Raw genomic sequence first — 19,971 nt, 5'->3', positions numbered from 1 at the left:
ATCGCTGCCGCATCCTGTCTGCCGCCGTCATCCGACAGTTCCCTATGATGAGCTCGGGCGGGCTTGGGTATTTCTGACGAAACCAGGAAGGGGGCGGGCTGGCATGGCGTGGATCGGCGGCCTGCTCGTGATCTGCATCGCGGTCGCGGGAGTCATCATCGCCGCCACTCTTCCCAGCATCGGTTTGCCCGGACGCGGGCAGCTGTTCGTTCGGTTCAGCATCATTGCGGGTATCGCCGCCGTGGGCTCGACGTTGATGTACGCGATCTATGAAACGACGGGCACCGTTCTCGCGCTCGTGGTCGGTGACACGTTCATGGTGCTCGGTCCCGGCGGGATTCTGCTGGCCCTTCGAGCGCTGTCGGGGCGACTGCGCAGCGCCACGATCGTGGTGTCCGGCGCCGCGTTGGCAGTGGCGGCGACGACCGCGCTCATCGGGCTCCCCGTCTCGGCGCTCGTGAAGGTCGCTGCACTTCTGCTGCTATGCATACTCACGGCGCGTGAGACCCGCATCGCACCGATCGTCGGTGAGACCGGCGCGCTGACGCTTCTGCTGGTGAACGTGGGGTACGCCACGTTCTCAGCCGGACGCATCGCCGTCGCTCTCACGCTGGGGATGGATTCGCCGCTCTACCAGGCGGCGTTCTCGATCTACCCGACGACCGTGGTCGGCATTCTGGCGGTCGCCGCGACAGGCGTGGCGGTCGTACGGATGGCAGTGGCGCGAGGCATGAGCGGGCGGATGTCGCCAAACGGGCCCGAGTCCGGATACAGCGTGGACGGCTGGTCGGTGGGTCTGCCCGCGGTCGATGATCTGCGCGCCGCGTTCGGCAGCTCCACGGTGTCTCGACTGCGGGCCGATCTTCGCGAGGCATGCGAGGTGATCAGCGCTGACGGTGCGCCCGAGGCTACGGTGCTTGCCAGAAGGCGGTCGCACCAGGTCTTTAGCCAGGCGCTGTCTGCAGAACTCGAGTCGCGCGGGTGGTCCGAGAGCGAGATCGCGATGGTGGTCATCGTCCCGGACGAGCGGACGGATGGCTGAGGTCTCGTTCGGCCTCGCTTAAATTGCCTATATAGGCATATGATTGCGATATGGCCCGAGCCGCAACCACCTCCGACGCGTTCAACGCGATTGCCGAACCGCGGCGGCGCGACATACTGATGCTGCTGCGTGACGGAGAGCGAGCGGTAGCCGAGTTGGCCGAGGATCTCGAGATGACGCAGCCCCAGACTTCCAAGCACCTGCGCGTGCTTCGAGAGGTGGGACTCGTCCAGGTTCGTGGTGCCGGCAAGCAGCGGTTGTACGGCCTGGATGCCGAAGGTTTGCGGCCCGTTCACGAGTGGACGGGCGGCTTCGAGCAGTTCTGGAACGGCAGCTTCGACCGACTGGATGCCTACGTGCAGCGGCTGGCACAGTATCCGTCAACGACAGACAGAGGAGACACGGATGACTGACCAGCACACGCCCGCCGCGGGGGCCGAGCCCGAGGCAGCCCGAACCGTCGTGGTCGAACGGCTCGTCAGCGCTTCTCGCGAGGTCGTATTCGAGGCGTTCACGAGCGTCGATCATCTCTCGGCGTGGTGGGGGCCCGACGGCTTCACGACATCGACGCGGGAGTTCGAGTTCCGCGAGGGCGGGGAGTGGATCTTCACGATGCACGGACCCGATGGCACTGACTATGCGGAGTGGATCCGGTGGCGTGAGATCGTTGCACCTGAGCGCATTGTGCTGCTGCACGGGGAGTATGCGGGCGATCCGAATGCGTTCGACTCGGTGTTCACCTTCGACGAGGTGGGAGCGCAGACTCGGGTCACGCTGTCGACCGTGTTCCCCACGAAGCAGCTGCGCGACACCGCAGTCGAGGAGTATCACGCGATCGAAGGCGGGGCGCAGACCCTCGGGAACCTGGCGACCTACGTCGAGGGCTGACTCCTCCGCGGTCGGTCCACCCGTACCGTGGTCGTGTGAGCATTCCCGCGCCCCACATCTCGATCCCGTCGCGGGTGCGGGAGCTGGCCCGCGGAGCGGTCTTGACCCCGGCCTGGATCAACGACCTCGGCGGCCTGACGTTCCGGGCGACGGATGCTGACGGCATCCGTTTCATCAAGTACGAGCCGCACAACCCCGAGTGGTCAGCTGACGCTGAGGCTGAACGCTTGCGGTGGGCTGCGCCGTTCACGCCGGTGCCGCGGGTCGTCGAGTACGGGGGCGACGCGACGCACGCGTGGCTGGTGACCGAGGGGTTGGCGGGCGAGAGCGCGGTATCGCCGCGGTGGCGCTCCGATCCCGCGTCGGCGGTTCGGGCGATCGGCGAGGGGCTGCGGGCACTGCACGATGCCTTGCCGGTCGCGCAGTGCCCGTTTCGGTGGGATGTTCCCACGCGCCTGGCGAACGCGGCGGCGCGCGGCATCCGTGTTCCCGCAGCGCTGCACGAGCCGCCGCCGGTGGACCGGATCGTCGTGTGTCACGGTGACGCGTGCGCGCCGAACACGCTCATCTCGGATGCCGGCACCTGGTCGGGCCACGTCGACCTCGGCTCGCTCGGCGTTGGTGATCGGTGGGGAGACCTCGCTTCGGCGGCGCTCAGCACCCAGTGGAACTATGGCCCCGGGTGGGAGGACGCGCTCGTTACCGCGTATGGCATCGACCCGGATCCGGAACGGATGCAGTACTACCAAGCTCTGTGGAACGCGACCTGAGCCCGACTCATCGCGCGCGTCATGTCGGATGTCGGCGCGATGCTGGGGACGTGACCTCCGATCCATCCGCCGTCGAACGGTTGCCTCCGCGGCCGGATCGCGCCCCCGACTTCGACGACCGGTTCGATGGTGCGCTCTCGGCCGAACGGTGGGTGCCGCACTACCTGCCGCACTGGACGACTCCCGATCGCTCGGAGGCCCGCTACCGCATCACGCCCGAGGGCGTCGAGCTGCGGATCGAGCACGATCAGCTCGACTGGCGGCCCGAGGATGCCCCGCTGCGGGTGTCGAACCTGCAGACGGGCACGTTCTCGGGGCCGCTCGGGTCGGCATCCGGAACCCACCGCCACCGCGACGACGTGCGCGTGCGCACCGAGGCGCCGCTGCGGCTGCTGTTCGCTCCCGCGGGCGGACGCATCGACCTGACGGTGTCGGCCACGCGTGACGACGGATGCATGCTCGCGGCGTGGCTCGTGGGCACCGAGCATCGGTCGCCGACGGATTCGGGAGAGATCTGCATCTTCGAGATCGATGCGGATGCCGTGCGTGAGAGCACGGTCGCGCGGTCTGGCGTGAAGGCGCATCATGATCCGCGGATGCGCACCGATATGGCTGAGGTGACGGTGCCGTTCGATGCGAGCTCTCCTCACACCTGGACGGTGATGTGGGGGAGCGGCGGGACCGTGATCGGGTGCGAGGGCCGCGTCGTGCGGCGGATCGCGCAGGCTCCCGACTATCCGCTGTTCCTGATGATCGACCTGTTCGAGATCGGCCGACCCGGCGGCACCTATCCGAAGGCGGCGATGATCCATCGCGTGCACGGGTGGAGCTTCGACGCGCCGTAGCGCCGTGGATCCGTCTCGTGATGGACGACTCGTGCAGCACCTACCGCAGAATCAGTTCGCGCGCGTTGCGAAGCGCGACTTCTCGGTCGGCGAGTTCCTCGGCCGCGACCAGCACATCCATGGCGGGCGTGACGCGCCCGCTCAGATATGTGCTCAGCCGGCTCGCGGACGTTCCGAGGGTAGAGGCGAGCTCTCGCTGCGTGAGCCCGCTGGCTCGCTGCGCCGACCGGAGCCGTTCTTGGGCGATCTCGGATGTCGTCCGTTGCCGGTGGGAAATCATCTCGCGCACGAGCGCCACGGTCTGACGAGACTCCGCGGCCTCAGCCGACTCCTCGAACACCTCGCGCAGACCCGGTTCGGATGCCACGGCTGATGCGAGCCGAGACCAGTGAGGCGCGTAGCCCCGATCGAGCGCGGCAAGCATGCCTTCGAACCCCCACTCGCGCACGGGGGCGTCGGGGGTGACGTCGATGTTGCGGAATCGAAGCGGCATCCTCAGCTCCTCTCGGTATTCATGCGGCGACGTAGGGGGCCAGCGCTCGGCAGTCGGCGACGACGTTCTCCCAGTCGTGCCAGCGCCGCTCGAGCTGCTTGTAGGTGGCCAGATCCCGGATGCGGGTGTGGTCTTTCGGTGAGGGGTCGATCAGCTGCCTGGCGAGTTGGGACTGCACAGGCCGGTCTTCCGGGTGCGTCGGGTCGGTGTAGTAGTCGTCGATCCGAGAGAGCACCGCGCCGATTCGCTCGGGTCCGAAGCGATACGACAGCGCGGCAACGTCGAGGTAGTCACGCATCTGGTTGCGCTTGACGATCAGGAAGCCCTTGATTCGCGCGATCTCGTCGAGGGTCGGAACGGTGATGGTGGAGCCGGTCGGCACGGTGACCGATTGCACCTCGAGCGGCCGGGTGCGGATCATTTGACGGACGCCTGCTTCGATGCCGCCGAGTTCGCCGAGGATGATCTTGCCCGGGACACCTCTGTTGAAGACCCAGTCGCCTTCCCGCTCCAGGGCATCGAGGATCTGTTCGTATCGGTTCTGGAGATCTTCGATGATGTGATCGTGGTCGGTCGACATGCGGTGGCGTGCATAGAGAGCGGCGGCGGCTCCGCCGACGAGAACGGCATCCGGCACGCGCGCCTGCAGCCGCGCAGCCGACTCGAGCACCTCGCTCAGGCCCTCGGGAAGCCGTGACGTCGCATCATCCATGGGAGCAATCATATCAGATCTGATAACAATTTCGAGAGGTTTATCCTCTTCTCGACGCGCGGTCCTCGTCGTTGAGCCGGTGCCAGACGCCTTCCGAGACGACGTCGACCCGGTCGCTGTCGACGACGATCGCTGTGTCGTCATCCATGACATACGCGGGGATGTCGATCTTGGATGCCCAGGTCGAGGCGACCTCGATCGAGTTGCCGGGTCGATCGCCGACGGCGAGATGTGGATAGATTGCGAAGTCGACGACGCCGAGTCCGCGGTCGCCGAGCGGGGATTGCCAGCCGACGAACTCCTCGCCGATCCTTGGCGTCATGACCATGCTGCCGGCGCTCATGCCAACCCAGACGGTGTCGTCGAGGTCGTCGAGCAGGTCCAGCATCCGCGATTCGCGTAGCCAGTGGTGAAGGTAGATCGCGTCACCGCCTGAGACGAGCAGGGCGTCGGCGTCGCGCACCTGCGGCATCCATCGCTCGTCGGGGAGGCTCGGCAGCGCCGTCAGCTCGAGGAGCCCGACGGATCTCCAGCCGAGCGAAACCATCGGGTTGCCGGGTTCCTGGCCGGCCGCGAACTCCCACGCCTTCACTCCCGGTCCGAGCCACGGATGCCCGTACATTGCTGTCGGAATGCACAGGGCCGTCGACTCCTCGATGGGCTTGCCGAGCAGGTCGACGAGTGCGGCCCGGATGCTGGGATTGGTCACTCCGCCGGAGGTCAACAGCAGGCGCATTGGTTCTCCTTCTCGGCGCGGGCGCGCCTCCCCAGCACGCCAGATCGCTACACGGATGTCAAGCGGTCTGCATCATCCGCGACGGCCGAGAGGAAACTCCGAACGGTGCGCGTGATTCAGAAGGGCGCGGGCGGATCGTCGGGTGCACTGGGCGCGACGTTCTCGGGCGCAGGTGCTGGTGGTCCCGGTGGAGGAGACGGCACGAACTGCACGGTGGGGCTTGTGGGGTGTTCCGTGTAGATGCGGCCGAGGGGTGAGGTCCATTCGAGGACACCACCCGGAAGTTGTCGAACTTTCCAGGCCGTGAACTGCTTCATCGAGTGGTGTCGTTGGCACAGGTGAGCGAGGTTGCAGACGTCGGTTCTGCCGCCGAGTGCGTGGTCGATGGTGTGATCAACCTCACAACGGATGGCTGGCATGCGGCATCCGGGGAAGCGGCAGTGTTTGTCGCGGGCGCGCAGGTGCCGGTCGATGGCGGCGGTGCGCTGATACGTGTCGGTGTGGAGCACCGCGCCGGTTACGGGATGGGTGACGATGCGTTCCCACCACTGGCCGCTTGCCCCGGCGAGGCGACGGGCGGTGGCGGGGTCGATGGGGGAACTTCCGACGAGGTCGATCGTGCCGGTGTCGCCGGCGGGCGCGTCGTCGCGCCCCAGAAGTGCAAGGGCAGGTACGACGATCTGAACCTTCGCGCGGATGGCGCCGAGCGTTCCGATGCCATCACCGTCGATGGTCGGATCGGCAAGTGGTGAGCCGGTCAGGAGCATGTCGGCGAGTACGTCCGCGCGGATCTCGTCCATGCTGCGGACGTCGGGTTCGGCATCCGTGTCGTGTGTGCCCGCGTCCAGGTACGGGCTGGATGCTTGTGCGGTTGCCGCGGCGGGACCGAGTGCGCGACCGGCCGTGGTGCTACGCGCATCGACGACGGCACGGGCCTGCTGCGTGAGGCGATCATAGATGGCATCGGTGAGGAGCGTGGGAAGCACGGTGACGAGTTCTGACATCCCGTCGGGAAGTTGGTTGACGCCGACCCGGCGACGGCGCCGCGCATCGATGTGTCGCTCGGCGAGGGTGCGGGGATGGAGCTGCTCGGCAAGGTGTTGCAGGTCGACACGAGCGCGCCCGGGTGTCTTTTCGAGGCAGATCTCGATAGCGAGGATCTCGAACTCGCTCCGGGAATCGGCGGGGAGGATGCTGCCGAACTCGGAGATCAGTGTCGCGTGCGCGCGGGTGATCAGTCCGGCTTCCCACGCGTCGAGGGTGAGGGGATAGTCATCGACCCACGTGCGGGCCTCTCCGATCTGCCGCTGGATCGACCGGTCGCTGGTGCGCAGCACGCCCGCGAGCTCCGCAGAAATCGATCGGAGCATCATGTCGTGCTCGCGCACGCGCTGCGCGGACTCGGATGCGAGATCTTCGGCGAGGTGGCCGGCCCGCGCCAGCATCCGTACCCGCGCCACCTGCGCAGCCGAGAGCGCCACCTCGATGCCCTCTGCATCCGCCACGATGGCGGCGAGCGTGGCGTTGCCCGCCTCGCTCACCCCGGGGACGTGGTTCGAATACATGTTCTAATGTTATGAGGACCCTCCGACATTGCATCCGGGATCGCGCGGGCTGTGGAGAAGCTGACCCTTGATGTATCGGGGGAAGAATGGCCGGGTGAGCTCCTACCGACGCCCGTCGATCGATTCGCCGGTGTTCCGTGACGCCGACGGCCAGGTCATCGAGTACGGGAAGCGCTGGGAGGACTCACCCCCAACCGACACCTATTCGGTCGACACGCACCTCGAACGGTTCGCTCCGCTCCACACGGTCGCCGATGCGCTCGTGGCGCATCTCGCTGAGACCTATGACGTGCGGATCACGGAGGGTCCGGATGTCGTGGGCGATCTCCTTCGCCCGAGCAGGCCCTTCGTGCGGGCGGTGCGCATTGAGCCGAACGATCCGCGATGCGCTGGTCTCACGCTGGTCTACACCGACTATCCGGGAGTCTTCGTGCACGCGGGCCTGCTTCATGACTTCTTCTACCCGATGTGCGGCTGCGATGCGTGCGACTCGACGTGGGAGGCGGAGGCTGACGAGCTCGAGCGGCACGTGTTCGCGGTCGTCGGTGGGCGATACCGCGAGAGCGTCACCGAGGGGCGCGAACCGTGGATCGAGTTCACGCTCGCGAACCCGGACGGCACGAGTCGGGGTGGGCGCGGCGTCACGGACCTTCCCGCCGTCCGGGTCGAGGCGGCGCGCCCGTTCTTGCGAGCGCTCTCCGACGGCTGGGCGTCATGGCCCCGCGTCGCGGTTGAATCTTGACCCGCCCGCCGTCCACTGCCGCGGGCGACGACCAGTCAGCTCTCGGTTTGATATCGGTCGGTCAATCGGGCGTGGCGAGGCGAGAGTATTGGTCAATGGGGCATCGGGTGGCGGCAGTGGCCGCGGGTCTGCTTGCGGGAGCGCTGTTGCTCACCGGATGCGGCACGTTCTACTCGGAGAAACTCCGGGACCTACCGCCTGAGGCGTCGAGCGTCGAGTTCGACGGGCTGGATCCGAAGCCGGCGGTCGTATGGGCAGACAACGGCGAGGACTGGTTCGTGATCACGTGGGGCAGCAGTTCATGCCCGAATGCTCCGGTGTCGCTGGACGAGACGGCTCCCGGCCAGTTCAGCATCGAGCTCGAAAGCGAAGGTGGGCCGGTGTGCACGGCGGACCTGGGGCCGACGACTTTTCGGATCGCCGCGCCCGACGGTGTGACGCCCGCCGACTCGGTGGTCGTGGACGTCGGTCCCGGTACTCTGCTCGAGCTGGAGCCGGTCGGGTAGCCCGATCATCCCCGTCGTCGCGCCGACTCGTGGCACCATGGCCGGATGACCTGGACGATACGCGCCGCCGACGCAACGGATGCCGACGCGTGGGCTGCAGTACTCGTCCAGAGCTGGCAGGAGGCCTACACCCATCTCCTTCCCGACGACTTCTTCACGCCCGAGTACGCGGAGTCGCGCAGGCAGTGGTGGCGGGGCACCCTGCAGGATCCGCCGCCAGGCGCCGTGTTTCGTGTCGGCATCCGGGACGGGCAGATCGTCGGCATCGCGATGGCGGGGGAGGCGCACGGCGCCGAGGGCGAGGACGTTCCGCGTGAGCGACAGCTTTTGCTGATCTACGTCCTCGGGAGCGAGTACGGCACGGGGCTGGCTCAGGCGCTGCTGGATGCTGTCCTCGGCGACGCCCGTGCGATGTTGTGGGTCGCCGAGCGCAACCCCCGCGCGATCCGGTTCTACGAGCGCAATGGCTTCGCGCTCGACGGCCTTCGTCGTGAAGATGAACACCGTCCGCTGCTGAGCTCGGTGCGGATGGTCCGCTGATTCCGTCGCCGCCGCGAGCGGATGGAGCCGCGCCGACGGCGCAACGCAAGAATGGGGGCATGGCCTTCTCGCACGATGCCCCGCCGCTGCCGGGTCGGGCGGTCATCGCGCAGCGCTGGTCGCGCGCCATCTTCCTGCATTGGCGGGTGGATGCCGCGCGCTTGGCGCCGCTGCTGCCGCCGGGGGTGCGCCCGGACGTGTTCGACGGGTCGGGGTGGATCGGGCTTGTTCCGTTCGTCCTCTCGAAGTTCCAGTTCCTGCCCGCCCCGCCGGTGCGCTTTCTCGGAACGTTCAACGAGATCAACGTGCGAACGTACGGCATCGACGACGAGGGCCGGCGTGGGGTGGTGTTCCTGACCCTGGAGGCTGAGCACCTCATCCCGGTGCTGGCGGCGAATGCGCTGTTCGGGCTGCCGTACCGGTGGGCGAGCATCGGCCATCGCGTCGATTCGATGGATGCCGACGCGCAGGATGCCCATACAGTCGAGTACCGCTGTCGGCGCCGGCGGGTGGATGGCGCGGCCCGCGGCCCGGGAACGCGACTGCGTGTGCGGGTCGGTGATGAGGTTGTGGATGACGAGCTGTCGCGCTTCCTCACTGCGCGGTGGGGCTTTCACGAGCGGCACCTGGGGCGGACGATCTGGGCAGCCAATGCGCACGAGCCGTGGCCATTGCGGCGGGCGGAGCTGCTCGGCATCCGCGATGGGCTTCTCGCTGACCGAGGATTCGAGGACCTTGCAGCGCGCCGGCCGGATTCGGTGCTGGCGATGCCAATGGATCATCCTGGCTTCGTCACCCAGTTCGCGGCTCCCGTGCGGGTGCGCTGAGCGGGTCTTTCACGGCTCGGAAGGCACGCATCCCCGTCTCGATATCCCTCCGCGTCGTTCGATGCCGTGTGGTCACCCCGCGAGCGTGGCCTCCGTATGCCTGGCGAGCGCAACCTCTCCACTCGCCGGGGGTCTTCCCTCCCGCCAGGGTGGTCTGTCGGGTGGTGGCGGCGGATCCCACGCCCATGCCCAGGGAGCTTTCGTTCGCAGTGCGCGTGGCGTCGCCGGTTCGCCGCCGGGGCCCAGATGACCCGCGGGCGGCACGAGAATGAACGCGCCGTGGCCGTCGCGGATGATCTTCCACCTGTTGTTGTGGAGCTGCATGTGGTGGAACCGACAGAGCAGTATGCCGCGGTCGATGTCGGTTCGGCCGTTCTCTGTGGCGACGTGGTCGATGTGGTGTGCTTCGCAGTATGAGGCCGGCACGGGGCATCCTTCACCGGCGCATCCACCGTCGCGCACGGCCAGCGCGATCTTCTGTTTCGTCGTGAACAGGCGCTGCTCGTGTCCGACATCGAGCGGGTTGCCGCCGGAATCGACGGTGACGGTCACGGTTCCGTTCATGCAGATGTTGCGGTCGACGACCGATCCGGGAAGGGCGTCGCCGCCGTCTTCGGCGTGCCCGGTCTTGATGAGCCGCCCGATCGGATCCCGCGGCCCGGTCGCATCGCCGACCATGACGATCCGCACCCCGGGTTGACGTGCCCCGAAGACATCGGAGGCGTTGGCGAGTGCCCCGGCACGGATGAGATCGACGAACAGGTCGTATTCGAGTTGCTCGTTGCTGCGCGGATCGTCCGAGAGTTCCTTCGCTGCGGCGCGGTCGGCATCCGAGATGAACCGGGGGCCACCCCGCCGGGGGCGCAGCGCGGCGGCGAAGGTCGACCGCAACCAGAGCGCCATCTCATCGTCGAAAACGATGTGGCCGTGGTGCTGTCCGTGTTGGTCGATCCATGTGCGCAGCGACCGCTTCTCATACCGCTCCTGGAACCGGTTCTCGGCGCCGACCGGGTCGAGGATGTCTCGCAACTGCCGGGCCCGCGACCGCAGCTCTTCAACGGACGCCCCAGCCACCGCCTCATCGATGAGGGTCTCGGCTGCGACCGACCACGCGAGCACGGCGGATGCCGGGTCTACACCCTCAGCCTCGGGCTCACCCAGACCACTGCGAATCGCATCGTGCTGGGCCGTCGTCAACCGCCCAGCCCACAGGGCGGCCTGCAACGGCGCGTGCCACGGCGCGCGGGTCGCGTGGGGGGAGTCATCCGTCGCCGGTGCCGGCTCAGCACCCGAGGCGCCACCCGCACCCGCGTCCGCACCATCGAGCAACGACTGCCCGACACGAACCTGCCGCAGTGCGTCAGCGCGCGTGCCGCCGGTGATCGACTGCACAAGCGAAACGGGTGACGCGTGCCCCTGCGTAGCGGCAAGCCCGGAATGTCCGTTCTCGCGCTTCGATCGCTGCGCAGCGACGCCTGCGACCACCGACTGCAAACGTTCCGCATCGTTCGCGATTCCCGTGACCTCGCGCAGCACCTCCAGCACCGACGCATCACTGAGCGCAGCGGCGCCCGACGGAAGGCTCGAAGGCTCGACATCCAGCTCAGCGAAAACCGCAAGGCGGTCAAGCCGCTCGCGCATCGCCGTGAGGATGTTCATACGCTCACTCTCTCACCGACCTCCGACATTCATCGCCCGCCGGCACCGACCCGAAAAAAGCCTGTGGACAGGTCATTTCCCAAGCCGCCTGGGGAGGAACCGACGCCCGCGAACGCACCGACCTAAGCTCGACGCCAGACCGACATCGGTGCACCCAGGTCCGGAAAAGGAGCGGCATGAACAACCCCACCCGCCCGCGCAACGACGCACCGACGGGCACCCCGCCCGTGCCGCGCGCTGACCTCGCCGTCGCGGCCGTGGCCGTCATCCTCGCCGTCGTTGCCCTCGTCGCCTCGAACCTGCAGTCGGGCTTCGCGCCCCTCATCACGCTCACCCTCACCCCACCCGGAATCGCACCGGCCGACGGCGGGATGATCATCGTCGTCGCGCCGACGCCCGTCGTGTTGCCCGGCGTCCAGATGGCCGCGGCGATCGCGACGCTCCTGCTCTTCGTCGCCGCGATGCGCCTCCTCCTGGTCGTCCCTGTCGTCCGCCGCCGTCACGCCACGGATGCCGCAGCGGATCGCCACACCTGGCGCTGGATCGAGTACTCGCAACTCGCCGGCGTCGGAACGTTCCTGGTAGCGCAGCTGAACGGCATCACCGAGGTCACGAGTCTTGTCCCGATCTACGCGCTGGGCGCCGCCGGAGCGCTCTTCCTCATCGTCCGCGACCACCGCGCCGCGACCGGCCGCTTCGGCGGTCCCGCGTTCGCCCTCGGATCCGCCGTCGCGATCGTGCCGTGGGGTGTCATCGCCTTCGCGCAGATCACGACACTGCTCGCAGGTTTCGAGGTCACGGCATCCGTTCGCGTCGTGACACTGCTGGTGCTGGCGGCCTCGGCATCCGTCTGGGTGGTGACCGGATGGCGCGCCCGCCGCGACCTCGAGCGAACAGACGGATGCCGCACCGACGCGCTCCTCGGATGGGTCCTCCCTCTGGCGCCCGCCGCGCTCGTGCTCGCGACGGTGTGGGTGGGCTGAGCGCCGTTACAAAGACAGGTGCAGCCGCAACGCGTCGTCGAGAGCGCCGAGCGATTCAGCGGTGATGCGGCCAGTGACGCGGCTCACACGCGAAATCGACACTGCGCGCACCTGTTCGGCCTGGGCTTTGCTGGGCCGGGGGAGTCCCGATTCTTCCGGCGAGAGAAACACCTGAAACGGATGCACCGTCGAGACGTTCGACGTCACCGGCACGACCGTGATCACCCCGTGCCCGGTGCGCGCAGCGCTGAGGTTCGCTGTCGCGTTGCTCACAACGATGGCCGGGCGAGTTCGCGCGGCTTCGGATCCGACGGCTGGATCGAGATCGACGAGCACGACGTGACCGCGTCGCAACGCGCGCACAGGATCCGTCACGGCCGCGCAAGTCCGTCGCCGGATGCCGCATCCCACGCGTCGTCGGCGGGTTCGGCGAAGGCGTCGGCGTAGGCATCCGCGAGTCGTTCTTCGCGCAGCACCCGCACGGCGTCTTGCACCGCCGCGGATCGACTGGAATAGACGCCGGCCCGCGTCTGGTCGTCGAGGAACGCGAGGTCATCGGTGCTGAGACTGAGGCTGACTTTCACATGCACCACTCTTGGATGCTACCGAAGTAGCAAGATCGCAGGTGGAGTGAGTTGGGGATCCGAGAGAACAAGTACGCGATGGGGGAGGAATGCATGCAGAATGCAGGCATCCGCGCCTACCCTGATGCCATGCCGGTGAACATCACGATCCGCAACGTGCCCGATGAGGTGCGCGACGAGCTCGCTGCCCGCGCGGCGCGGTCGGGCAGGTCGCTGCAGGAGTTCCTGAGCGCGGAGTTCGTCCGCATCGCGAGCACGCCCAGCGCGGCCGACGCAGCGGTGCGAGCGCGACTGGGCGCCAGTGTGAATCCCGCCCTGACAGCGGGCGAGATCGTCGCCGCTGTCAACGAGGGGCGTCGGTGACAACGGATGCCGACCGCGCGGCATCCGCGCTCGTGGTGCTCGACGCATCAGCCGTTGTGGCCATGGTCGCGTCAGGTGGCGAGCTTGGAGACCGCATTGCGGCCCGTCTCGCGGATGCGACGCTGCTCGCGCCGCACCTTTCGCCCACCGAGGTTGACAGTGCATTGCGTGGCCTGGAGCGGGGCCGAAAGATCTCGACAGTGCAAACGGATGCCGCGCGCGACCTCTTCGCCCAGTTTCCGATCGACCTCTGGCCGTGGCACCTTCTGTCGGCGCGGGCGTGGCAGCTGCGGGCGAACGTGACAACCTACGATGCTGGATACCTCGCGCTTGCCGAACTCACGAATGCCACGCTTGTGACCTGTGACGCCCGCCTCGGGAACGTTCCTGGCGTGGCCGCACGCGTCGAGGTCTTCGCCTAGCTTCCCGAGAACGCGGTCGAGCTTCGCGTCTCTAAGTCCGTCACACTGTGTAGACGGCGTCTCAGTCTCAGTCTCCATCGGGGCTCAGAGCGCCCAGGTGTGATCAAGGAGGCGACATGCGGTCTGTGCACGAGCTGTCGGGCGAGCCCTGGCCCCACGACATGGTGATCAGCGTCGATCAGCCCAACAACCTGCTCACGCTGCTGTTCGTCCGCGACGTGTGGGACATCGCTCGAGATATGGACATCCCCGCGCTGGCGCCGCCGCCCACGCCCGGGAACTCGATGAGGCCAGAATCGCCGTCGCCGGACGTCTGGTCTGAGCGCTGGGTCGAGACGTGGCACGCCGCTTGGGCGTGGTACGTGGATGGCGGAGGAATCCAATACCGGGATGCCGCGCGGATTGATCCTCAGGCCGCGCTTGCCGATCTGGCCGCCCACCTCCCGCCGATGTGGGAGACGCAGTACGGAAGCGAAGGCATCGACCGCGATGCGTTGTGGCAATGGATGCAGACCCTGCACGATTTGCCCCGACCACTCGATGAGGCACCCGAACGAAGGGGCCTTTCCGATCTCATCGGAGCGTGGCGCGACGGCATCGAATCCATCATCGTTCTTCCCTACGGCATCGACTTCTCCCGAAGGATCACGTCTCAGCATCTCGTCGTGTCATCCATGACCCGCGACGACCCGGCCCTGTACGGTCAGGCGCTTCGGCGTGCGGTGGGAGCGCCTCCCAGTGTCAGTGCTCCGTGAGTCGCTCCACGCGATGTGTTCGTCATCCATGCAACGCCGCGGGATTGATGCGAAACGCGGCGATTACCGACTGTTCCCGAAACTGACAGAGACACTCCGTCGCTGACCCGATAGCAAGAAGGCAGGTTACCGATCGTCGGAGGAGAGCACTGTCATGAGCGTGTCCAGTACGTGGATTCAGGGGCAGCAACATCCGGCGCTCGAAGGTATAGTCGCGAATTTCGCGCGTGACGACGCCGATATCGAGTGGGATGCCACGTCCGTCGTGTTCGACGGGTGGGACGGTATCTTCGTCGCGAGACTGCAAGAGGGGGAATCGCGCGTCCGGATCTCGGTTCTGTTCTATGAGCCGGCTCATGAGGATGCGCTCAGCGACGCCTCGATCGAGGACTGGTTTAACCGTCAGCCCTTGCCTTACGCCAGTGTCTTGGCCCTGGGCCATGCCGCCGACGATCTGGACGGGATCACCGTATGGCCGCGCCTTCGTTTCGAGCGCTCGGTGGACAACCTGCAGCTCATGGGCATCACGAGCGATGTGAGCGCCTTTGCGGATGCCTGGGACAGCGGCGGCATTGCCGAGCCGCCGCGTGCAGGGTACCTCGACGTCGGCGATCCGACCGACGAGCGACCTCGTGCAGCATGGATCTTCATCGGGTCAGAGGCGTCCTATCCGGAACCCGAAGAACTCGACGACTCCCGACAGAAGGGAGGGGTTGGGCTCTACGACCTGCAATGGACCGCGCCGAAGAACGCGGACGTCGGTGACCTCGCGCTCGTGTACTTCCTCGCCCCGCGGAAGGCGGCCTGTTTCGTCGCTCGTATCGCGTCGCGCCCGTTCCTCGAGACAGGGGTGGAGCGCTCACCTGATGACGAGTTCGACCCGAATCAGTGGTGGTGTTATCTGACGCCGCTGGTCGAGATCGAGCCGATCGCCTACGAGGAGCTCAAGGCGGCAACTGATGGCCACCTGCTCCTTCGCGGCAAAGGGGGAAAGTACCTCTCGCCTCGCGCGATCGCGCGGCTCACCTTCACGGCGGCAAGGGTCGACGAGCAGGGACTCGTCGACCGGATCACCCAAGTTCCCGAGGGTCCTGTGGAGCTTCCCGCGATCGTCGACATCGATCTCCCCACGTGGTCGAGCATTCCCGCGGGCATGCTCGCGGTCGAGGCACGGGTCGAGGACTACATCGTCGACCCGCTTCTCGGATTCGTCAACGAACGTAGAGGCGATGCCCGCGTTCCGCTCCCGCGGCTGGTGCCCGAGCGGCAGTTCCGGCTGGCGCGCCGAATCGTCGACTACGCCATCCTGTGCGATGGGATCCCGCTCGGCGCTGTCGAAGTGAAGCTCTCGCTGCGGCGACCCGTCGGCGGCGAGTGGATGACGTCACCGGACTTCCGCCAGGTGCGCGCCTATATGGACGAAATGGACGTTCCGGGTCTGCTCGTAGATTCGCGGTCGGTCTGGCTCGTTCCACGCGGCGCCGAAGCTCCGTCATACGCCTTCGAGCGAGCGAGCATGACGGATGCCGACATCACCGCGATCGTCGACCTCATCTTCGACCAAGCCTACGAGGTGTTCGGCGGCACAGCCGGCATCGTCGGGCGGTAGGGCTAGGCGGCAACCCGCGACACGGGACCACTCCGGGGACGGCGGCCAGGTCGAGGTATTCGGCCAGATGCCGCGGCATTGGTGCGTACTTCTCTTGACCGCCTTGTATGCATAGAGCCAGTTGTGGGCGCCACCGTCGCGCTATGCTCCCTCTCACTGGGGGCAAGAAGCGAATGAAGGCGTACGTCGGAGTCACGGACATCGAGTGGTACCGGCAGCTGAGCGCGGAATCACTCGCTCACGACGAGGTCAACTTCTGGTTTCCCAGTCCCACACAGGGGTTTCGAGCCTTGCGTGCTGGGGAGCCGTTCCTCTTCAAAACGCACCTAGATCGCACCGTGCCCGGACTAAGCAACCGCATCGTCGGTGTAGGACTCTTCTCGGGCTTCGCCCGCATGCACGTGAGCCAGGCGTGGAGCCTGCTCGGTACGGAGAACGGCGTGCGCTCCGTCGACGAGCTGCGAGCGCGCATTGAGCGCTATCGGCGCAAGCCGTTCGAGCCACTCGAGGATCCAGAGATCGGATGTGTACTTCTCAACTCCGTGCAGTTCTTCCCGCAGGACCAGCTGCTGGCGGCGCCGAACGACTTCGCCATGAATATCGTGCGCGGACGCACATACAGCATCGGGGAGGTCGGCGGCGGCCACTCCGTCGTTGAGGCCGTTCTGAAGCACCGCGCCAGAAGCGAGTTGACGGATGCGGCGACCCACGTCATCTACGGCCACACTCGCGGCGAACCAATCGTCACTATCCCGCGCATTGGGCAGCAAGCGTTCAAGGCCGTCATAGAAGAGAACTTTCATCACCGCTGCGCCGTAACGGGCGACCGAGTCCGTCCCGTTCTGCAAGCGGCGCACGTGCTTCCTGTGTCGGAGGGCGGCGAACACCGGGTCGACAATGGGCTTCTCCTTCGGTCAGACGTTCACACGCTCTTTGACCATGGCTATGTCGGCGTAGACGAAAAGTACCGGCTGCGGGTGAGTCCGGCGTTGCGAGAGCGCTTCGGTAACGGTGACTGGTTCTACGCGCGAGAAGGGACTGAGATTGCCGTGCCAGACCGTCCCGCTGACCGCCCGAATCGTCGGTTCCTCGAGTGGCACATGGAGGAGCGATTTCTCAGAAAGACGGTCTGAGTCGGTAGGGCAGTTCCTTTGCCCTACCGCCCAGCGAACACGGCAAACCGCTCCGCCAGCCGCTCCCGATCGGGCTTGGCCTTGGGAGATGCCGGCATCCGGATCAGGCGTCCATGCATGTCTTGAAGCCCATGGCGAAGCATCGGCCCATCGACCTCATCGAGTAGCTCGCGGTCGATCCGCACCTCACCGTCGGGAGTGATGCCCATGAGCGAGCGGTCGTAGGCGGCGTGATGGATCTTGCACATCGCAAGCCCGTTGGTCACGTGCGGGATGCCGTGTTCAGCGGCATCCGGAACGATGTGCGCTGCATCCAGCAACTCCGGATGCTTGAGATCGCACACCGTGCACGCCGATGCGTACGCGTGCAGCACGCGGGCGCGGAAGATCGGCTGATGCAGCCGAGTGCGCACTACTGTCTCGGCGTAGGACCGCTGCGCGTCGGTGTAGCTTGCGGGATCCCCGAGGAACTGCAGGCTCTGCTCGAGAGGGAACCGCACCGCCCGCGCAACCGGATCGTTTTCAGCGATCACGATCGGGTAGTAGGGAAAGTAATACCCCTGGCGCACCGCTCGGAAGTACACGACGGGGTCGCCGTTCGCCCACGCTCGCACCAGCTTGGTGTTATCGCCGCCGTCGCCCTGCCGATACGAGTAAGTGACCCAGCCGTCATCGGACTCCGCGTCGTCATACGGATTGGCGCTTCCGACAGTACGGATGGTGAGCGTCGACGAAAAGGCGGCAGGGTTGCGGATGCCCCGCTGCGGATCCAGGAGCGGCATTCGCTCGCCTTGGTAGGTGTAGGAGCGCAGCACGGTGTGGTGGATTTCGTAGCCACCGCGCCCGATGAACTGCTCATCGAGCCAACGGAACACGTCCGCGCGGATCGCCTGCTCTGCCTCCCGACTCAGCACGTTCGTAACACTAGGCGTACCGCGTCACCGCGTCACGGATCTCTCCTGCGTGCTCGTAGATCTCGTCGAGCGACTCGATCGGATGCCGCGTCCCTTCCCTGTTCTCGTCGAGAAGGCCGAGATACTTCCGGCGACCATTGAAGTGCAGTCGAGCGACGGGCTCGCGGTTGTTGTTGTCAAGCAACACGGCGAAGAGAACCCACGCAGACCATGGTCTTGGCTGCGTCATGGAACAAGAACCGGACTGTGAAGATCGCGAATGGCCACTCCACGGTGTGCTCCCAACGGGCGACTCGTTCTCCGTCTACCTCGCCGATTATCCTGAGCTTTCTGCGACACGTGTCACCCGAGCGTGTCGATGAGCCAAGCTTCTCCGACAATCGGAATACCGTAGTCCCGCGCCTTCCGCGCTTTCCCGGAGAGTGAGTCAGGGTCGGCTGCGACGACGAGCCGAACGTTCTTTGTGACCGCCGACCACGGCTCGAAGCCGCTTCGCCGAAGGTGCTCTTCCCACTCTGAGCGTGGCCGGCTCATGTCGCCCGTGAGAACGATACGGTCCCCGGCAACCAGCGTGAACGCGCGGTTCTCCGATGCTGATGTGGCGGCAACTTCGGGTGAACTCACCGGCACGCCCTGAGCAAGAACCTCGTCGACTGCTCGATCTGGAAGCTCGAGGATTCGAGCGACGGTCACGAGGTCGGCATGTTCGACTTCGGTGATGACGCCGTCTCCCCAGGCGACCGCCGCCAGTGCGTTGAAGTAGCGCAGATGAAGCTCGCGAACCGTCGACCGCCCCATGCCAAGACGTTCCGTCAGCTCTACCAGGGCATCCTTTTCGTGCTCCGCCAGATAGCGATCGAGCAAGCACATCTCAACCAGCGCCATGTACTCGGCTTGCTCGTCGGAGTTAGACACGTCCGGCACGCGATCGATGATCCGCTCGACGAAGCTGGCGGATGCCGCGGCCGACGATTCGCGTGGCAGCCAGGGCGAGCGGTATCCAGGCATGGGCATCAGGGGAGTGGTAGCCGCATGGAGCGAGTCCCAATCCGCATCCGTCGGCGAGTTCAGGAAGGCGCCGAGAAGCTCGGCGGTCGCCCAGGCGTCAACCGACGCGCGGTGAGCGCCGGTGAGTTCGATGTCGAATGCCGCACAGCAGTCGGCCAGTCGGCACCCACCAGAGAGAATCCGACGCGCGAGGCGCATGGTGCACACGTGGGGCGGGTCGACGACATAGCTGCACCGCCCGAGCTCCGCTCGCAGGAAGCGCATATCGAAAGACGCGTTGTGTGCGACGACCACGCGTTCGGAGAGCAGATCGACGAGTTCACCGGCGATGTCTTCGAACATGGGCGCGCGTAGTACTTCCTTCGCGCTGATGCCATGGATGTCGGTGCGCCCAACGTCTCGCCCCGGGTTGATGAGAGTGTCCCACCGCCCGGTGATAGTGCCGTCCGGGTCAGAATGGACCACCGCGACCTCGATCGCTCGATCATGCTTCTCGGGGACGAGCCCGGTGGTCTCGAAATCGATGGTTGCGAACCCTCGCGACCGTCGACGTTCCCCCATGAATGTCATGGTCGAGACTCTATCGGGAGGCGCCGACAGCTATACCTGCGGGAACGCTGCCGTGTCTAGCGGTTGCAGCTAGCAATGTTGCGGGGCATGTCTGACAAGATCGCACCATGGGAATCCTTGGGAATCTCTTTCGCGGTAAGAGTGGGTCGAACGTGGTCGTGGTTGAATCTCCTGTGCCGGGACAAAGCAGGACACAGATTCGGATGGAGGTCTCACCCGCTCTCGGCGGTGAGCAGGGGCTCGTCAAGCTCACCGGCACGACGACGTTCGCGAGGGACGCGATTACACGGCTCGCGCAACGACAT

25 protein-coding genes are annotated in these 19,971 nt (G+C 66.3%); 15 read left to right on the top strand and 10 right to left on the bottom strand.

Features of this window, described 5'->3' with window-relative positions:
* The first annotated feature begins 103 nt into the window (after positions 1-103).
* The 5 genes from AADH62_RS12940 to AADH62_RS12920 are packed head-to-tail and all read left to right on the top strand — an operon-like array spanning position 104 to position 3,545.
* Positions 104-1,042: a hypothetical protein gene (locus AADH62_RS12940; RefSeq protein ID WP_341579832.1), complete on the top strand. Its 939-nt coding sequence runs from the start codon at positions 104-106 to the stop codon at positions 1,040-1,042.
* Positions 1,043-1,092: 50 nt separating this feature from the next.
* Positions 1,093-1,455 carry a metalloregulator ArsR/SmtB family transcription factor gene (locus AADH62_RS12935; RefSeq protein ID WP_341579831.1) on the top strand — a complete coding sequence of 121 codons (363 nt, stop codon included), beginning with the start codon at positions 1,093-1,095 and terminating at the stop codon, positions 1,453-1,455.
* A complete protein-coding gene (locus tag AADH62_RS12930) occupies positions 1,448-1,930 on the top strand; it encodes an SRPBCC family protein (RefSeq protein ID WP_341579830.1) in 483 nt (160 codons plus the stop codon). The genes AADH62_RS12935 and AADH62_RS12930 overlap by 8 nt, the downstream gene beginning before the upstream one ends.
* 35 nt (positions 1,931-1,965) lie before the next feature.
* Positions 1,966-2,700 carry an aminoglycoside 3'-phosphotransferase gene (locus AADH62_RS12925; RefSeq protein ID WP_341579829.1) on the top strand — a complete coding sequence of 245 codons (735 nt, stop codon included), beginning with the start codon at positions 1,966-1,968 and terminating at the stop codon, positions 2,698-2,700.
* A 50-nt stretch (positions 2,701-2,750) separates the two neighbouring features.
* Positions 2,751-3,545, top strand: a complete 795-nt coding sequence (locus tag AADH62_RS12920) for a hypothetical protein (protein WP_341579828.1) — start codon at positions 2,751-2,753, stop codon at positions 3,543-3,545.
* 40 nt (positions 3,546-3,585) lie between these two features.
* Here AADH62_RS12920 and AADH62_RS12915 read toward each other — a convergent pair whose 3' ends face one another.
* From AADH62_RS12915 to AADH62_RS12900, 4 genes are all read right to left on the bottom strand, one after another.
* Complete coding sequence (locus tag AADH62_RS12915; protein ID WP_341579827.1) at positions 3,586-4,038, bottom strand: helix-turn-helix transcriptional regulator; 453 nt, start codon at positions 4,036-4,038, stop codon at positions 3,586-3,588.
* A 19-nt stretch (positions 4,039-4,057) separates the two neighbouring features.
* Positions 4,058-4,750, bottom strand: a complete 693-nt coding sequence (locus tag AADH62_RS12910; protein WP_341579826.1) for a hypothetical protein — start codon at positions 4,748-4,750, stop codon at positions 4,058-4,060.
* 40 nt (positions 4,751-4,790) lie between these two features.
* Positions 4,791-5,486, bottom strand: coding sequence for a Type 1 glutamine amidotransferase-like domain-containing protein (locus AADH62_RS12905; RefSeq protein WP_341579825.1), 696 nt, complete (start codon positions 5,484-5,486; stop codon positions 4,791-4,793).
* 116 nt (positions 5,487-5,602) lie between these two features.
* Complete coding sequence (locus tag AADH62_RS12900; RefSeq protein WP_341579824.1) at positions 5,603-7,051, bottom strand: HNH endonuclease; 1,449 nt, start codon at positions 7,049-7,051, stop codon at positions 5,603-5,605.
* A 94-nt stretch (positions 7,052-7,145) separates the two neighbouring features.
* Between AADH62_RS12900 and AADH62_RS12895 the strand changes: the two genes are divergently transcribed.
* The 4 genes from AADH62_RS12895 (at position 7,146) to AADH62_RS12880 (ending at position 9,666) form a co-directional block, all read left to right on the top strand.
* Positions 7,146-7,793 carry a DUF6226 family protein gene (locus tag AADH62_RS12895; RefSeq protein WP_341579823.1) on the top strand — a complete coding sequence of 216 codons (648 nt, stop codon included), beginning with the start codon at positions 7,146-7,148 and terminating at the stop codon, positions 7,791-7,793.
* Between the two features lie 95 nt (positions 7,794-7,888).
* Complete coding sequence (locus AADH62_RS12890; protein WP_292727038.1) at positions 7,889-8,299, top strand: hypothetical protein; 411 nt, start codon at positions 7,889-7,891, stop codon at positions 8,297-8,299.
* 45 nt (positions 8,300-8,344) lie between these two features.
* Positions 8,345-8,839 carry a GNAT family N-acetyltransferase gene (locus AADH62_RS12885; RefSeq protein WP_292727414.1) on the top strand — a complete coding sequence of 165 codons (495 nt, stop codon included), beginning with the start codon at positions 8,345-8,347 and terminating at the stop codon, positions 8,837-8,839.
* A 59-nt stretch (positions 8,840-8,898) separates the two neighbouring features.
* Positions 8,899-9,666 carry a DUF2071 domain-containing protein gene (locus AADH62_RS12880; protein ID WP_341579822.1) on the top strand — a complete coding sequence of 256 codons (768 nt, stop codon included), beginning with the start codon at positions 8,899-8,901 and terminating at the stop codon, positions 9,664-9,666.
* Positions 9,667-9,738: 72 nt separating this feature from the next.
* Here the strand turns inward: AADH62_RS12880 and AADH62_RS12875 are convergent, their stop codons facing one another.
* Positions 9,739-11,325 (bottom strand): HNH endonuclease signature motif containing protein, encoded by a 1,587-nt coding sequence (locus tag AADH62_RS12875; RefSeq protein WP_341579821.1) that lies wholly within the window; start codon positions 11,323-11,325, stop codon positions 9,739-9,741.
* Positions 11,326-11,501: 176 nt separating this feature from the next.
* Here AADH62_RS12875 and AADH62_RS12870 point away from each other — a divergent pair, with 176 nt between their 5' ends.
* Positions 11,502-12,308: a hypothetical protein gene (locus tag AADH62_RS12870; RefSeq protein WP_341579820.1), complete on the top strand. Its 807-nt coding sequence runs from the start codon at positions 11,502-11,504 to the stop codon at positions 12,306-12,308.
* A gap of 6 nt (positions 12,309-12,314) precedes the next feature.
* Here AADH62_RS12870 and AADH62_RS12865 read toward each other — a convergent pair whose 3' ends face one another.
* Positions 12,315-12,683, bottom strand: coding sequence for a type II toxin-antitoxin system PemK/MazF family toxin (locus AADH62_RS12865; RefSeq protein ID WP_341579819.1), 369 nt, complete (start codon positions 12,681-12,683; stop codon positions 12,315-12,317).
* Positions 12,680-12,901: a ribbon-helix-helix domain-containing protein gene (locus AADH62_RS12860; protein ID WP_341579818.1), complete on the bottom strand. Its 222-nt coding sequence runs from the start codon at positions 12,899-12,901 to the stop codon at positions 12,680-12,682. Before AADH62_RS12860 ends, AADH62_RS12865 begins: the two co-directional genes overlap by 4 nt.
* An 84-nt stretch (positions 12,902-12,985) precedes the next feature.
* Between AADH62_RS12860 and AADH62_RS12855 the strand changes: the two genes are divergently transcribed.
* The 5 genes from AADH62_RS12855 to AADH62_RS12835 all read left to right on the top strand — a co-directional run bounded on the left by AADH62_RS12855 (position 12,986) and on the right by AADH62_RS12835 (position 17,174).
* Positions 12,986-13,255, top strand: a complete 270-nt coding sequence (locus AADH62_RS12855) for a FitA-like ribbon-helix-helix domain-containing protein (RefSeq protein ID WP_341579817.1) — start codon at positions 12,986-12,988, stop codon at positions 13,253-13,255.
* On the top strand, positions 13,252-13,677 hold the full coding sequence (locus AADH62_RS12850; RefSeq protein ID WP_341579816.1) for a type II toxin-antitoxin system VapC family toxin: 426 nt from the start codon (positions 13,252-13,254) through the stop codon (positions 13,675-13,677). Before AADH62_RS12855 ends, AADH62_RS12850 begins: the two co-directional genes overlap by 4 nt.
* 116 nt (positions 13,678-13,793) lie before the next feature.
* Positions 13,794-14,432: a hypothetical protein gene (locus AADH62_RS12845; protein WP_341579815.1), complete on the top strand. Its 639-nt coding sequence runs from the start codon at positions 13,794-13,796 to the stop codon at positions 14,430-14,432.
* A gap of 154 nt (positions 14,433-14,586) precedes the next feature.
* Entirely contained in the window at positions 14,587-16,041 is a 1,455-nt protein-coding gene (locus tag AADH62_RS12840) for a hypothetical protein (RefSeq protein ID WP_341579814.1), read from the top strand.
* A 143-nt stretch (positions 16,042-16,184) separates the two neighbouring features.
* The gene (locus AADH62_RS12835; protein WP_341579813.1) at positions 16,185-17,174 is read left to right on the top strand and encodes an HNH endonuclease; all 990 of its coding nucleotides are present in this window, start codon (positions 16,185-16,187) and stop codon (positions 17,172-17,174) included.
* Positions 17,175-17,197: 23 nt separating this feature from the next.
* Here the strand turns inward: AADH62_RS12835 and AADH62_RS12830 are convergent, their stop codons facing one another.
* The 3 genes from AADH62_RS12830 to AADH62_RS12820 all read right to left on the bottom strand — a co-directional run bounded on the left by AADH62_RS12830 (position 17,198) and on the right by AADH62_RS12820 (position 19,666).
* Entirely contained in the window at positions 17,198-18,088 is an 891-nt protein-coding gene (locus tag AADH62_RS12830; protein ID WP_341579812.1) for an HNH endonuclease, read from the bottom strand.
* A gap of 10 nt (positions 18,089-18,098) precedes the next feature.
* Entirely contained in the window at positions 18,099-18,317 is a 219-nt protein-coding gene (locus AADH62_RS12825; RefSeq protein ID WP_425355690.1) for a hypothetical protein, read from the bottom strand.
* A gap of 113 nt (positions 18,318-18,430) precedes the next feature.
* Positions 18,431-19,666, bottom strand: a complete 1,236-nt coding sequence (locus AADH62_RS12820; protein WP_341579811.1) for an exonuclease domain-containing protein — start codon at positions 19,664-19,666, stop codon at positions 18,431-18,433.
* Positions 19,667-19,971 lie beyond the last annotated feature (305 nt).

The organism is Microbacterium schleiferi (assembly GCF_038150145.1).
Taxonomy (GTDB): domain Bacteria; phylum Actinomycetota; class Actinomycetes; order Actinomycetales; family Microbacteriaceae; genus Microbacterium; species Microbacterium schleiferi_B.
This window is presented reverse-complemented; position numbering and strand designations above follow the sequence as displayed.